Origin of the sequence: Amphritea balenae, assembly GCF_003858655.1 — a bacterium.
GTDB lineage: Bacteria > Pseudomonadota > Gammaproteobacteria > Pseudomonadales > Balneatricaceae > Amphritea > Amphritea balenae.
Window position 1 is genome coordinate 124,655 of record NZ_RQXV01000003.1, and the last position, 13,386, is coordinate 138,040.

The window sequence follows — 13,386 nt, forward strand, 5'->3', positions numbered from 1 at the left end:
GTTGTGCTTCCTGCACTGAACATTTCACTATGTAATCTAATAAGAGTCTTGCTTACCAGCTATAGAATTACTGATATTTCGACAATAACTCAGCTATCATCACCCGATAATTTATTGATCTAGCCTGCCATCGCCGGAGTAATTACATCATCATGTCTGAACTGAATATCCGTACCGTCAGGGAACAGGACCTGGAACGCTGCTTTGAAATTGAAATAACAGCCTATTCCGGAGATGAAGCGGCCTCCAAAGAGAAGATTCTGAAACGGATACGCACATACCCGGAAGGATTTATCGTATTAGAGAATGACCAGGAGATCATCGGCTTTATCAACGCAGGGGCTAGCCACAAAGTGGAGATGTCTGATGAAGCTTTTAAAGAGATGGTGGGCCACGACCCCGATGGTAAATATGTCGTGATCATGTCCGTGGTGATCCATCCTGATTACCAGAGGCAGAAGCTTGCAGGCAAACTGATGCAAGAATTTATCGGACGTATGAGACGGCTGGATAAGTCTGAAATCTACCTGATCTGCCAACAACACCTGATCGGTATGTATGCCGGTTTTGGCTATCGTGAGATCGGAGAATCAGATTCAGACCATGGCGGTTTAAGCTGGTATGAGATGTCGCTGACATTATAAAACAAACAGCATCTTCAGCAGTAAAAGATGCTGGCTATAATAATGCTGTTTTCCAATGATCAGGCAGTGTCACCATTAGTTTTCAAATACCCGGCATGAAAACGCAGATGCTGTTCAATGAAGCTCGCAATGAAGTAATAGCTATGATCATAGCCTTCATGGAGCTGCAGTTGCAGCGGATAACCACTGGTCTTTGCGGCAGCACTTAAAGTATCAGGCTTTAGCTCAGCTTCAAAAAACTGATCGTCCTTACCCTGATCCACCAGCGCAGGCACAAACTCAGTTGCGGTTTTCATCAACTCACTGGCATCGTACTGCAGCCACTGATCTCTGCCTCCCAAATAGGACGTTAACGCTTTCACACCCCATGGGCTGGTCATCGGATTACAGATAGGACTGAAAGCAGACACAGAGGAATAACGATCAGGGTTATGCATAGCAATAGTTAACGCACCATGCCCGCCCATCGAATGACCGGCAATAGCCCGCTGCCCGGTAACCGGGAACAGCTCCTCAATCAGCGCTGGCAATTCAGACACGACATAATCATACATCCGATAATGCTGCTGCCAGGGCGCCTGGGTTGCATTGACATAAAAACCAGCACCTTTACCCAAATCGTAGCTATCCGGATCATCAGCGACGTCATCACCCCGGGGGCTGGTATCCGGTGCCACAATAGCGATACCCAGTTCCGCCGCGATACGCTGTGCTCCGGCTTTCTGCATAAAGTTTTCATCGCTACAGGTCAGGCCCGATAGCCAGTACAAAACAGGGACCTTCTCGCCAGCCAGAGTCTGCGGTGGCAGGTAGATTGCAAACCGCATGTCGCAGTTAAGACTGCTGGATCGATGGCTGTATTGTTTATGCCAGCCACCGAAGCTTTTATTCCGACTGATATTCTCAATAGTCATTACTGAATTCCTATTGGCCGCTGTTAGCCTTCATTATCAATGATGCTAACAGCGACCTGTATCTGCACTATTACTTATCGTAGTGGATAACACTGCGAATACTTTTACCTTCATGCATCAGATCGAACGCCTGGTTAATATCTTCCAGACCCATGGTATGGGTGATGAAATCATTCAGGGCAAACTCTCCGCTCAGGTAACGTTCTACGATTTCAGGCAATTCAGAACGTCCTTTAACACCACCGAAAGCTGAACCGCGCCATACCCGACCGGTCACCAGTTGAAACGGACGGGTAGAAATCTCCTGCCCCGCACCTGCAACACCGATTACCACCGACTCACCCCAGCCCTTATGACAGCACTCCAGAGCAGAACGCATCACATCAACATTGCCGATACATTCAAATGAGTAATCCACACCACCCTCTGTCAGTTCAACAATCACTTCCTGAATCGGCTTATCGTAATTCTTCGGGTTAATACAATCGGTCGCACCCAGTTTCTTTGCCAGATCAAACTTAGATTCATTGATATCGATAGCGATTATGCGGCTTGCTTTCGCCATCGTTGCACCGATAATGGCCGACAAACCGATACCGCCGATACCAAAGATAGCCACCGTAGCGCCCTCTTCAACCTTGGCGGTATTCATCACTGCCCCCATACCGGTAGTAACGCCGCAGCCCAACAGGCACACCTCTTCCAATGGTGCATCTTTATTCACTTTCGCCAGTGAAATTTCCGGTAATACGGTATATTCAGAGAACGTGGAGCAACCCATATAATGGAAAATCGGTTCACCGTCTTTATAGAAACGGGTCGTACCATCCGGCATCAGTCCCTTACCCTGAGTTTCACGGATCTTCTGGCACAAATTAGTCTTTCCAGATTTACAAAACTTACATTCGCCACATTCAGGGGTGTACAGCGGAATAACGTGATCACCAATAGCAACACTGGTGACGCCCTCACCGAGGGCCTCAACGATACCACCACCCTCATGGCCAAGAACTGCGGGGAAAATACCTTCAGGGTCATCTCCTGACAACGTAAAGGCATCGGTATGACAAACACCGGTTGCAACGATACGTACTAGTACCTCCCCAGCCTTTGGTGGCATCACATCGATTTCTTCAATAGAAAGAGGCTGGTTTGGTCCCCAGGCTATCGCCGCTTTTGACTTGATCATCTTATCGCTCACTTCAATACCTCTATTCTGATTGCTTAGCTCTAATTGCTCAGACTTAAATACTAAGCTTTATTGACTAAGTTCTGATTTGTTAATTAAGGAGCCAGTCATTCTGCTCTCTGGTGTCGATGGAGCTATTGTAGTTATTTCTCAATAAGAGATAATCCATATAATTAGCAAATAACTATTACGAGCTGGTAACAATGTTTAACTGGGAAGGTGTGACAGAATTCGTCGCGGTTGCCGAGGCAGGAAGTTTTACTGCCGCATCCAAGCGACTTGGAATATCTACTGCGCAGGTTAGCCGCCAGATAAGCGCACTTGAAAACCGGCTTGCGACAAAGCTGTTCTATCGCACAACCCGAAAAGTGTCGGTGACCGATGCAGGGCAAATTTACTATCAGCATTGTCGACAGGTGCTGGATGGACTTGAAGAAGCAGAACGCGCTTTAGGTCATTTACAAACCACACCCAGAGGCAAGCTAAAAATTACTGCGCCAACCACGTTTGGCGAAAACAAAGTAGTCCCCCTGTTGAATGACTTCATAGCACAGTATCCAGAGCTAGAAGTAGAGTGCCGCTTAACCAATCAAAAAGTTGACCTGGTCGATGCAGGCTTTGACCTGGCAATACGCCTGGGCAAGCTGGAGGATTCCAGCATGATTGCCAAACGCCTGGGGTCTCGTCGACAGTTTGTCTGCGCATCTCACGCTTACCTCTCAGTCCGTGGAGAACCCCATCTTCTCTCAGAGCTGGATCATCACAACTGCCTTAAGGGCACATTGGCATACTGGCGTTTTCAGGAAAAAGATCAGGAAAGAAACATCAGGATTAACGGTAATTTTAGCTGCAATAGCGGTAAAGCCTTGCTGGATGCAGCCCTTAAAGGGCTGGGTATTGTGCAGCTACCGGATTACTACGTTCGGCAACATATAAAACGGGGTCAGCTAATTCCGTTGTTACAAAACTTTCAGCCCTCAGATGAAGGTATCTGGGCTCTGTATCCTCACAACCGACATTTATCACCCAAAGTACGTTTGCTGGTAGATCATCTGAGCAAACATCTGGGCTAAAGGGTATCTAGGCTAGAGCGGGAGGAAAACAGATGATTTACGAATAATCTGACCATCTCGCTTAAAATCATGACTATATAACCAAGACTCAGTAACCCAAGCTAAGTAGCTAAGTAAGCAACCAACTAAGATCCTACTTTCTACTTTCTACTTTCTACTTTCTACTTTCTGATCAGCATTCGCTCAATAATTCAGAATGTACCTATACTAAATCCAGAAACCCATTAGACGACTTCGATCTGAAACAGATAACTTTATACGGATTTTTTCACATGCACATTTTGTCATTATCACCCTCTTCCGATAACGGGTTAACTCCCTCGCTTGCATAGCCTTGATTATCTGGCTGCGGACCTCAAGGATATTTTTCCTGAAATAGGACTCTAAACAATACCCCAAACCGCGATAAGCCGCTGATCCTCCTTTGGAGTTGATGTGAAAATGCAGATCAATCTATCCCTTACAACTGCTATGCAGGGCAAACCGCAATGCAGTTAAGACGCAAACATTCGAAAAAAAGCAGGCCTAATCATATCGCTCCCTGGGAGCGAGCGCTTGAGAGGGTGCTGACACCTATTGATGAGTTTATCAACAGACAAACAACCAGCGGTCTGTTGCTTATTGTTTGTGCAGTCGTCGCCCTTGGTCTGGCCAACAGTCCATGGGCCGAGATATATCAGCGCCTGATTCACATGCCAATTTCTATCAGCCTGGGCGGATGGGTATTAGAAAAGTCGCTGCAACACTGGATTAACGATGGCCTTATGACGTTGTTCTTTTTCGTTGTGGGTCTGGAGCTCAAACGTGAAATGCTGGTCGGGGAGCTGGCACAGTTACATCACGCATCTTTACCAATAATTGCCGCCTTAGGTGGAATGGTCGTACCCGCGCTGGCATTTACCCTGATCACTCCGGACTCCGATGCATCCCGTGGCTGGGGTATCCCCATGGCAACGGATATCGCCTTTGCTATAGGAGTACTAGTGTTATTTGGTAAACGTATCCCCAAATCCCTTATCACTTTTCTTATCGCCTTAGCGATAGTTGATGACTTGGGGGCAGTAATGGTTATCGCTCTTTTCTATACCAGCGAGCTCAATGAGCAGGCCCTGGTCTGGGCTGCGGCTCTGTTTGGAGCGCTGGTTATGCTCAACCGGAGCGGGGTCAGTAGAGCATTACCCTATTTTCTGATCGCTGTGTTGCTGTGGCTGGCAATGCTCACCTCTGGAATACACCCGACTATTGCCGGGATATTAACCGCCTCTACGATTCCAGCCGTACCCAAATATGACCCTAAAGGTTTTTCCTACTCGGTTCGAAAATTACTGACGCGCTTCGATGCATCACATCGTCAGGACGAGAATATTGTTACCAACAGTACCTTGCGAGGCCTTGCTCAGTCACTGGAAAGCGGGGTCGCTAAAGTTCAGGCTCCCTTGCAACGACTGGAGCACCACTGGCATCTACCAGTGGTAATACTGGTGATCCCACTTTTCGCACTGGCTAATGCAGGCGTACCACTGGACTTCGTATCATTAGGGCTAGCCTTCGAGCACCCTGTGACCTGGGGTGTGATCACCGGTCTGGTATTGGGCAAGTTCATAGGTATTGCCGGAGCCAGCTGGCTGGCAGTGAAAATGGGTATAGGCATTCTGCCTGAAGGAACCCGGTTTGCTCATATCATCGGCGTAAGCTTACTCGGCGGGATCGGTTTCACAATGGCTATTTTTATTGGTGACCTGGCTTATTTACACCAGCCGGAGTTGCAGGTGCTAGCCAAGACAGGCGTCTTAGCTGCTTCATTACTAGCCGGGATCGCAGGCTGTACCTGGCTATGGTGCTGTACTCGCCAGGACATGAAAAAAGAGAACCTTAACCATGAATAACTTGCTTTCTAAATCACCTGTTACTCAAGCGGCTACCGGTCATTGGCGTCTTCACTATGTATCAGCAGAGATGCTCCAGCTTAGGGAAGATGCGAATAAGTCCAATACATTCTCTGCGGACCATAGAACGGCCAAATGCGCGAAAGGCAGTGCAGTGAAATGTCGGGACCTTTTCTAGCTGCCTGACAAAACAGCCTTTATTTAACTTAAAGGCTAATCAACCAAACACTATTCAGTTTAACAATATGACTAAACTACTTCTTATAGCTTCACCCGAATCATTTTGGATTAATTCAGAGTAAGTACTTTGTGCACCACCCTGGACGAAATCGATTCCGGAGGATATTGATATGCAGAGATTCAAAAATATTCTATTCGTCATGGAACCTGATTATGTCAATGTGGCCGCATTAGCACGTGCATTAGCAAGCGCCTCAGCTCTCGCGGTCCATAATCAAGCTTGCCTTACGGTTGTTCAAGTGATTGATGAAATACCCAACAGTGCAAAACTGGTTGAACGTGTACTTTTCCCTGAAGACCTTCAAGCCAGGATAGTTGCAAATCATTTAAATAGACTGAGAGAACAAGTGACCCCCTGGAAGAAAACGATCAAGATTCAAACCAAGGTACTGGTCGGAACGCCTTTTTTAGAAACTATTCGTAATATCCTTCGTAACGAGCATGACCTGGTCATCAAAGCCGCCGAGCAATCGGATCTGCTAAATCGCATATTAGGCAGCAATGACATGCACTTATTACGTAAGTGCCCCTGTCCTGTGTGGTTACTAAAACCGAAGTCGCCTAAAGATTGCCACTGCATTCTTGCCGCCGTGGACGTTGACTATTCCTTTCCGCCGACAGCATCAAACACGAAACATCAGCTCAACCTTCAAACGCTTGAAATGGCTAGCTCATTAGCGCTGTCAGAGTCCGCTCAGCTACATATCATTAATGCATGGGAGGCTTCCGGTGAGAGTATGCTGCGCAGTGCTTTAGTAAACACCCCGGAACAACAAGTTGATCGCTATGTCGAAGAAGTACAACAAAAGCATCGTCAGAATCTACAGGCGCTTATGGATGAAGCACTTTGCAAGCTGGCACCCCGTGATCTGGAATATATCGACCCCAAAACACACCTGATAAAAGGGCTACCCGGCAAAGAGATTCCCATTCTGGTCGACAAAATTGCTGCCGACCTTGTGGTTATGGGTACAGTGGCACGTACCGGTATTCCAGGATTTATCATAGGTAATACGGCAGAAACTATCCTCAACCAGATTAACTGCTCTGTGCTGGCGGTTAAGCCCCCAGGATTTGTAACACCTGTAGCCTGATTCGTTTACTTTTTACCGGTTAATTATGGCCGCGGCGGGAAGTTAAGATCGATAGAGTAGCGTCCTCCATAAACCATCATAAAGATCACCATTGGATCGCAATGAATAGGCTATCTCTCCACAAAAAAAAGAGACCTTAAGGTCTCTTTTTTATGCATTCTCGAACAACGGATTTTATTCCTGCTCAGTTGCTTCCTGTTGTTGCACCTGACCTTCAGCAGCTTTTTCCTGCTCTTGTGCTTGTTCCTGCTTCTTTAATTCTTCAGCGTCCTGACCGCCGCAACCACCACAACATGAGCTCATAATTAACCTCTGAATATCTAAATCACTATTTAATCAATGCAGAGATATTAACCGACTAAAACCGTTGGTTAATTGATATTTGTCATTTCGCCTGTACTTTCCCTTATCAAATCCAGTAAAACAGTATTTTAACTTAAATATCCTGTTGTTCAGGAAGCTCAACCCGGAAGCAACTGCCCTGCCCTATTGTACTCTCAAGGCTAATAGTCCCCTGATGCGCTTTAACAACAGCTTTGACCATACTCAGACCTAAGCCCATTCCGGCTTCACTGCGGCTACTATCAGCCCGGTAGAGTCGATCAAATACCAGTGACAGATCCTGCTCTTCAATACCGATGCCAGTATCCTGAACCCTAATCTGAACCCCCTTATCGACGGACCGAACGTTAAGGCTGACGGTGCCTCCCGCGGGCGTATATTTAACGGCATTATCCAGCAGATTAGCCAGTACCTGTCGCAGGCGCATTGGGTCCGCTGTAATAAAGTGGTCATGTTCATCAGCAAACACAATCTCGATAGATTTATCTTCTGCCACATAACGATACAGATCGATACAATCCCTGATTAATTGTGACAGATTGAGCCGTTCCATATGCAGCTTCATAATGCCGCTTTCAGCTTCAGACAGATCCATTAACGCTCTTAGCAGCGCTTCAATCTGCTCGCCCTCTTCAGCACAGTCCATTAACGCCTCTTTCAGGCTTTGCTCATCCGGCTTAGTGAGTGCGGCCTCCAGGCTAAGACGCATTCGGGAAAGAGGAGTTCGAAGATCATGTGCCACTGAATCCAGCGACTGTCGCATGCCCAGAATAAGCCGTTCGATCTGCTCCAGCATCTCATTGAATATACAAGCAAGCTCACCTAACTCGGACTCAGGATTACGCACTTCTACCCGGGCTTTTAACTGATTAGCCTGGATGCTGCGTATCGTGTCGATAAGGTCATGTACAGGACGTAAAGCCCGCCAGTTCATATAGAAGGTTAGTAACAACCCAAACAGTAATAATGGTACCATCACCTGCAAGACTAACAAGCGATAGCTGGCTAATTGCGCTTCACCTGGCGCGACTGATTTAGCCACCCGCAAAACGACCTGATCACTCAGCTCAACCTGCCGGAATAACACCCGAATGGAGCTCTCTTTCGATGCCCCTTTCAGCTGCCCCTCATGCCAGTCAGATCCATTGTCAGGCGCTTTAAATTGCAGTTCGCCATGCCAACTTTCAGGCTGAACCAGCATCAGTTGCTTACCCTGTTCATCCGTCAGAGTGACACTCATCTCACTACGCTGAAAATACGGCGCATCCCGCTGCACAACTAACTCAAGTTTATGCAGGCCGACCTGTTGATGCAGACGCTGATAACTCTCAATAAATGAGGTAATCAATTGCTGATCTTTCTCTGTTTGCGACTTATTCAAAAGGTAGTCAACGGTCGTAAATAGCACCAGAGCGCTTAACAAAAATAGCAGTGAAAAATGCAGACTCAGCCTTATCGCTGTATTTCTGTGCAGGGATTTAATCAGTTTTGAGAACATAGCCAACCCCACGCAGAGTATGAATCAGTTTAGGGGTGTAATCTTTGTCAATCTTGCTGCGTAAACGACATACCAGAACATCAACTACATTCGTCTGAGGGTCAAAGCTGTATTCCCAAACATGCTCCAGTACCAGGGTTTTGGATAACACCCGCCCCTGATTTCGCAGCATATATTCGAGCAGTTGAAACTCCCGGGGCTGCAATCTGATCTGTTGACCACTACGGGTGACAGTCTTCCGATAGGGTTCCAATACCAGGTCAGCGTAACGTAACTCCGATTGCAGACCCTGGTCAGCCGTATTCTGCTGCAACGAGCGGCGCAACAGAGCCTGTACCCGCGCCTGCAATTCAGTAAATGAAAAAGGCTTAGTCAGATAATCATCACTACCGGTTTCCAACCCACGTACCCGATCTTCAACCGACTTCTTGGCACTCAGAATAATCACCGGCGTCGATAAACCCCGTGCCCGCATCTCTTCGATGACAGATAAACCATCCCGGCCAGGCAGCATCACGTCCACAATTAAAAGGTCGTAATCACCCTCTAACGCCATGGCCAGACCATCACGCCCATCAGATTGAATATCCACCACATCCCCAGATTCACGAAAGCCTTTAGCAACATAAGCAGCAATCTTCTGGTCATCTTCTATCAATAAATACTTCATGTGCTAAACGGTAGCACTGTCATTCAGCTTTAGCATCAAACAAAGGTGAACCTTACAAAACTGTAATGAAACAGAAAGCCCCGGGTAAGAGATCAACGCCTATGCTGCAATCAGCACTGAAATGAAATGAGGTAAATCACAATGATTAAGCAACTTGTAACACTGGGTGCCGTACTTTCCATCGCCGGCGCCGTTCAGGCAACTGAACTTCCCCAGCAAGCTTACCTGAATCTGGATACTGCTCAGCAGCTTGCTAACGCAGCACTCACTCAGTGTGCCAGCGATGGCTATAACGTGAGTGTTTCGGTAGTTGACGCATCCGGCGTAACCCGGGTTCAGATCCGCGCTGACAAAGCCGGGCCGCATACACTTGAAAGTAGCCGTAAGAAAGCCTACACCTCTGCCAGTATGGGTCGTGCAACTGCCGATTTTGCTGCGCTGATTAAGAAAATGCCTGAGGTTGCGGGCTTGCGGGATATGGATCCGAACATCCTGATTCTGGGTGGCGGATTACCACTAAGCGTTGCCGACCAGAAAATCGGCGGTATCGGTGTCGGTGGTGCACCAGGAGGCCATCTTGATCAGGCTTGTGCTCAAGCGGCAATTGATAAAGTGCTGGGGGAGAAGTAACCCGTTTTACGCCTTTACGAAAAGCAAAAAAGAGACCCTGGGTCTCTTTTTCCTGATTAGCAACGACTAAAAAGCCTTGGGCTTTTTATTGCGCAGCAACAACCGTCAGCTCGACTAATACATTAGGACGTGCCATGTGCGCTTCAACACAAGCACGGGCTGGCTTTGGCTTATCCGCAATCCAGGCATCCCATACTTCATTCATCGCAGCAAAATCTTTCATATCCCGCACGTAGATAGTGACAGATAGCAACTTATCTGTAGAGGAACCCGCTTCAGCCAACAGATCTTCAACCTGCTGTAGGCAACGACGGGTTTGCTCTGCGGTATCCCATTCATCTGCACTGGCAGTCTGACCGCACAGGTAGATAGTGTTGTTGTGTTTAACTATTTTACTCATGCGGTCATTGGAACCGATTCTTTCAACTGTCATTTTCAAATCTCTTTTTAAGTTTCAGAATTCAATAAAAAACAGAAATAGCGAGGATTAGCGCTGCAGGACAAGAAAAAATCAGCGAAAAAGCGGAGCCTACAGCTGTAGGTGAGCATTTTAAGCTGATTTTTAATGCCGCCATGGAGTGCTAAGACCGCTATTTCTACAAAGTTTTGCGTTCATACCTGTTAACCCGCAACGGCTCTAAATCAAACCGGGTTTCTCCCTGAGTAATCAGATCAGCCATCACTTCGCCGATAACCGGCCCCAACTGGAAACCGTGGGCGGAAAAAGCAAAAGCGTGATACGCTTTTTCAGCTCGCATACTTTTACCCAGAACAGGCAGGTTATCCGGCATGTAAGCCTCAAGACCGGACCACATACGGTTAATACAGGCGGTTTTCATTATCGGGAAAAACTCGATCGCATTACGGGCACCATTCGCCATCAAGCTATAATCCAAGCGGGTTGTATTATTGGCCCGGTCAGCAAACCCCTTAGCGCCGCCACCAATCAGTACCGTACCGTTTTCAAACTGTTTGAAGGACAAAGGTCGGCTTACGGCACCCACCACAGGACCGGCAAAGTGTGGCATTCGGGCGGTAATCATCAGCATAGGAGCGCTATAAGACATCGGCACATTATCGCCGATCATCACCGAGATAAGGTCACCCCAGGCACCGGCACAATTCACCAGATGTTCGGCTTGGTACTGTTGAGTTTTAGTATCCACCAGCCAGCTATCACCCACTTTACGGATCTGCTCGACCAGCTCTCCCTCACAGAAACAAGCACCTAAACGCTCCGCTGCGATACGGAAAGCCTGAGTTGAATGAAAAGGAATGGCATAACCATCCTGTTCAGATACAACGCCGCCTACACAGTGATCCGCCACATGGGGTAGACGTTCTAGCAGTTCTCGCTTATCCAGCATCACTTCATGGAAATAACCCAGGCTATGCATCTGCTGTTCACGGCTACGCAGACTGTCCAGATCATTTTCATCTGCAGCTATATTGATCAGGCTACGACGACGAAAACCGGTATCCGCATCCAGCTCATCATCGAGCTGCTGCCAACGTTGCATAGCTGCTTTGCTCAGTTCAACTTCAGCAATATTTCGGCCCAACAAACGGACACCACCAGCATTCACACCTGAAGCATGACGAGAAACCGTGTCTTTCTCCAACACCGTCACGGACACGCCACGCTGTGCTAAGTGATAGGCTGTAGAGGCACCCTGAATACCTCCCCCGATCACCAGTACATCTGAACTTAACTTTTGGGAGGTTGTATTAACACTCATCAGTTCACCTCCTCGGTTTTCTTTGCCTTTGGCGTCACATCAGTAAACTGACTCAGCTCCGCCAATGTTACTAAGCGCATAGGCGATCGCAGACGATAGTAGCCAACATCAGCAACCGGTTGATTACGCCAGTTGGCCAATAGTTCACTTACCGTATGGCCACACATCCGCCCCTGACAAGGGCCCATGCCGCAACGGGTCTGGCTCTTCAGTTGGTTAGGCTCGCGGCCGCCAAGCTCAAAGCCTTTTTTCAGGTCTGCAACCGTACGTTCTTCGCAACGACAGACCACCGTACCCGGGCTTTCAGGAATACGTTGCTGATCAAGTGGACGATAAAGGCGATCGATAAAACGTCGAAAGCGCTGCTGGCTGGCAACAAAAGTCAGATCATCCGCCGCTTCAGATTCACCTTCTAAAGCGCTGATAACACCCAGATTAACCAGTTGATTAAGCGCTACGATACGTCCCATCGCTGCGGCAGAATCCGCACCGATAATGCCGCCGGAATCTCCAGCCACTGCAATGTGTGACTTTGAGCTTTGCCCCCAACGATTAAGCTTTGGCTTCCAGCACAACTGTTGTTTACACCAGTCATGCTCTAAACCAAGCGCCTGGGTCATATTCAGATTGGGAATAACACCCTGATGAAGAAAAATATGGCTGGCAGGTAGCGAATACTCTTTACCTCCGCGGGTATAACTGAGACCTTCAGCCTGCTCCTCACCGAGGATCTTTAAATCTTCGGCAAAGCTGACTATCTTCGTGCCTGATTTACGGATCTCATTCAGTAAGCCGACACCTTTAATCAACATGCCCGGTGCTCTCATTGCCCCGCTCAGCTCGGTCATAGAGTGCAGATAATTCTGTTTCGGTGTAGTGTCGATTAATGCTTTAACCTTCCCCCCCAGTCGCAAGTACTGCGCCACAATAAGGTAAAGTAACGGGCCGGTGCCGGCGAATATAGCCTCATCACGCACTAACCCATCGGACTTAAGCATCACCTGTGCACTACCAGCTGACATAACACCAGGAAGGTGCCAGCCCGGGATAGGAAATGGACGTTCCATCGCGCCGGTCGCCACTATTATCTGTCGGGCTGTGAGTCGCTTAGTGGTGCCATTATCAGAAAACAGGATCTCTCCATTGTCACCCACATGCCATACGGTAACCCCTCTGATATGGTGGGCATTACAACGCCTGAACCGGGTCGTTAATTCGGCACCCTTGATATAATCAGGCCCTAGCACTTCGGCATCAGGCAATGGGCTTGCATCGACATTACGGTAGATCTGTCCACCGCTGCGGGGCTTATCATCCAGCACTACGACACTGACGCTGGCCCGACTTGCGGTAATGGCCGCTGACATACCTGCAGGACCGGCACCGATAATAGCGATATCATAGCTGATTGAAGAACTCTCTTCTGCGCTACTATCACTTGAACCGGGAGTAAAGAATTCAGTCATT

13 protein-coding genes are annotated in these 13,386 nt (G+C 48.0%); 5 read left to right on the forward strand and 8 right to left on the reverse strand.

Going from position 1 to position 13,386, the window contains the following annotated elements:
• Nucleotides 1-152: 152 nt before the first annotated feature.
• The gene (locus EHS89_RS07180) at nucleotides 153-644 is read left to right on the forward strand and encodes a GNAT family N-acetyltransferase (RefSeq protein WP_124925459.1); all 492 of its coding nucleotides are present in this window, start codon (nucleotides 153-155) and stop codon (nucleotides 642-644) included.
• Nucleotides 645-703: 59 nt separating this feature from the next.
• Here EHS89_RS07180 and fghA read toward each other — a convergent pair whose 3' ends face one another.
• Both fghA and EHS89_RS07190 read right to left on the reverse strand, forming a co-directional pair.
• Entirely contained in the window at nucleotides 704-1,558 is an 855-nt protein-coding gene (fghA, locus tag EHS89_RS07185) for an S-formylglutathione hydrolase (protein WP_124925460.1), read from the reverse strand.
• Nucleotides 1,559-1,628: 70 nt separating this feature from the next.
• On the reverse strand, nucleotides 1,629-2,747 hold the full coding sequence (locus tag EHS89_RS07190; protein ID WP_124925704.1) for an S-(hydroxymethyl)glutathione dehydrogenase/class III alcohol dehydrogenase: 1,119 nt from the start codon (nucleotides 2,745-2,747) through the stop codon (nucleotides 1,629-1,631).
• A gap of 203 nt (nucleotides 2,748-2,950) precedes the next feature.
• On the opposite strand from EHS89_RS07190, the gene EHS89_RS07195 reads away from it, so the two are divergent.
• The 3 genes from EHS89_RS07195 to EHS89_RS07205 all read left to right on the forward strand — a co-directional run bounded on the left by EHS89_RS07195 (nucleotide 2,951) and on the right by EHS89_RS07205 (nucleotide 7,040).
• A complete protein-coding gene (locus EHS89_RS07195; RefSeq protein WP_124925461.1) occupies nucleotides 2,951-3,820 on the forward strand; it encodes a LysR substrate-binding domain-containing protein in 870 nt (289 codons plus the stop codon).
• A gap of 488 nt (nucleotides 3,821-4,308) precedes the next feature.
• A complete protein-coding gene (gene nhaA / locus EHS89_RS07200) occupies nucleotides 4,309-5,706 on the forward strand; it encodes a Na+/H+ antiporter NhaA (RefSeq protein ID WP_124925462.1) in 1,398 nt (465 codons plus the stop codon).
• Nucleotides 5,707-6,056: 350 nt separating this feature from the next.
• Nucleotides 6,057-7,040: a universal stress protein gene (locus EHS89_RS07205; RefSeq protein ID WP_124925463.1), complete on the forward strand. Its 984-nt coding sequence runs from the start codon at nucleotides 6,057-6,059 to the stop codon at nucleotides 7,038-7,040.
• A gap of 174 nt (nucleotides 7,041-7,214) precedes the next feature.
• Here EHS89_RS07205 and EHS89_RS21460 read toward each other — a convergent pair whose 3' ends face one another.
• The 3 genes from EHS89_RS21460 to EHS89_RS07215 form a co-directional block, all read right to left on the reverse strand.
• The gene (locus EHS89_RS21460; RefSeq protein ID WP_268239399.1) at nucleotides 7,215-7,343 is read right to left on the reverse strand and encodes a hypothetical protein; all 129 of its coding nucleotides are present in this window, start codon (nucleotides 7,341-7,343) and stop codon (nucleotides 7,215-7,217) included.
• Between the two features lie 133 nt (nucleotides 7,344-7,476).
• Complete coding sequence (locus EHS89_RS07210) at nucleotides 7,477-8,880, reverse strand: sensor histidine kinase (RefSeq protein WP_124925464.1); 1,404 nt, start codon at nucleotides 8,878-8,880, stop codon at nucleotides 7,477-7,479.
• The gene (locus EHS89_RS07215) at nucleotides 8,861-9,550 is read right to left on the reverse strand and encodes a winged helix-turn-helix domain-containing protein (protein ID WP_124925465.1); all 690 of its coding nucleotides are present in this window, start codon (nucleotides 9,548-9,550) and stop codon (nucleotides 8,861-8,863) included. The genes EHS89_RS07210 and EHS89_RS07215 overlap by 20 nt, the downstream gene beginning before the upstream one ends.
• Before the next feature lie 141 nt (nucleotides 9,551-9,691).
• On the opposite strand from EHS89_RS07215, the gene EHS89_RS07220 reads away from it, so the two are divergent.
• Nucleotides 9,692-10,180 (forward strand): GlcG/HbpS family heme-binding protein, encoded by a 489-nt coding sequence (locus EHS89_RS07220; RefSeq protein ID WP_124925466.1) that lies wholly within the window; start codon nucleotides 9,692-9,694, stop codon nucleotides 10,178-10,180.
• 85 nt (nucleotides 10,181-10,265) lie between these two features.
• Here EHS89_RS07220 and EHS89_RS07225 read toward each other — a convergent pair whose 3' ends face one another.
• The 3 genes from EHS89_RS07225 to EHS89_RS07235 form a co-directional block, all read right to left on the reverse strand.
• Complete coding sequence (locus tag EHS89_RS07225) at nucleotides 10,266-10,613, reverse strand: RidA family protein (RefSeq protein WP_124925467.1); 348 nt, start codon at nucleotides 10,611-10,613, stop codon at nucleotides 10,266-10,268.
• A 163-nt stretch (nucleotides 10,614-10,776) separates the two neighbouring features.
• Nucleotides 10,777-11,919 carry an NAD(P)/FAD-dependent oxidoreductase gene (locus tag EHS89_RS07230; protein ID WP_124925468.1) on the reverse strand — a complete coding sequence of 381 codons (1,143 nt, stop codon included), beginning with the start codon at nucleotides 11,917-11,919 and terminating at the stop codon, nucleotides 10,777-10,779.
• Nucleotides 11,919-13,385, reverse strand: a complete 1,467-nt coding sequence (locus EHS89_RS07235) for an FAD-dependent oxidoreductase (RefSeq protein ID WP_124925469.1) — start codon at nucleotides 13,383-13,385, stop codon at nucleotides 11,919-11,921. Before EHS89_RS07235 ends, EHS89_RS07230 begins: the two co-directional genes overlap by 1 nt.
• Nucleotide 13,386 lies beyond the last annotated feature (1 nt).

Bases quoted from the DNA above. Each gene is read 5' to 3' on its own strand.
- EHS89_RS07225 (WP_124925467.1), bottom strand. From the start codon at position 10,613: ATGACAGTTGAAAGAATCGGTTCCAATGACCGCATGAGTAAAATAGTT.
- EHS89_RS21460 (WP_268239399.1), bottom strand. From the start codon at position 7,343: ATGAGCTCATGTTGTGGTGGTTGCGGCGGTCAGGACGCTGAAGAATTA.
- EHS89_RS07220 (WP_124925466.1), top strand. From the start codon at position 9,692: ATGATTAAGCAACTTGTAACACTGGGTGCCGTACTTTCCATCGCCGGC.
- EHS89_RS07195 (WP_124925461.1), top strand. From the start codon at position 2,951: ATGTTTAACTGGGAAGGTGTGACAGAATTCGTCGCGGTTGCCGAGGCA.
- EHS89_RS07180 (WP_124925459.1), top strand. From the start codon at position 153: ATGTCTGAACTGAATATCCGTACCGTCAGGGAACAGGACCTGGAACGC.
- nhaA (WP_124925462.1), top strand. From the start codon at position 4,309: ATGCAGTTAAGACGCAAACATTCGAAAAAAAGCAGGCCTAATCATATC.
- EHS89_RS07210 (WP_124925464.1), bottom strand. From the start codon at position 8,880: ATGTTCTCAAAACTGATTAAATCCCTGCACAGAAATACAGCGATAAGG.
- EHS89_RS07215 (WP_124925465.1), bottom strand. From the start codon at position 9,550: ATGAAGTATTTATTGATAGAAGATGACCAGAAGATTGCTGCTTATGTT.
- fghA (WP_124925460.1), bottom strand. From the start codon at position 1,558: ATGACTATTGAGAATATCAGTCGGAATAAAAGCTTCGGTGGCTGGCAT.
- EHS89_RS07235 (WP_124925469.1), bottom strand. From the start codon at position 13,385: ATGACTGAATTCTTTACTCCCGGTTCAAGTGATAGTAGCGCAGAAGAG.
- EHS89_RS07205 (WP_124925463.1), top strand. From the start codon at position 6,057: ATGCAGAGATTCAAAAATATTCTATTCGTCATGGAACCTGATTATGTC.
- EHS89_RS07230 (WP_124925468.1), bottom strand. From the start codon at position 11,919: ATGAGTGTTAATACAACCTCCCAAAAGTTAAGTTCAGATGTACTGGTG.
- EHS89_RS07190 (WP_124925704.1), bottom strand. From the start codon at position 2,747: ATGATCAAGTCAAAAGCGGCGATAGCCTGGGGACCAAACCAGCCTCTT.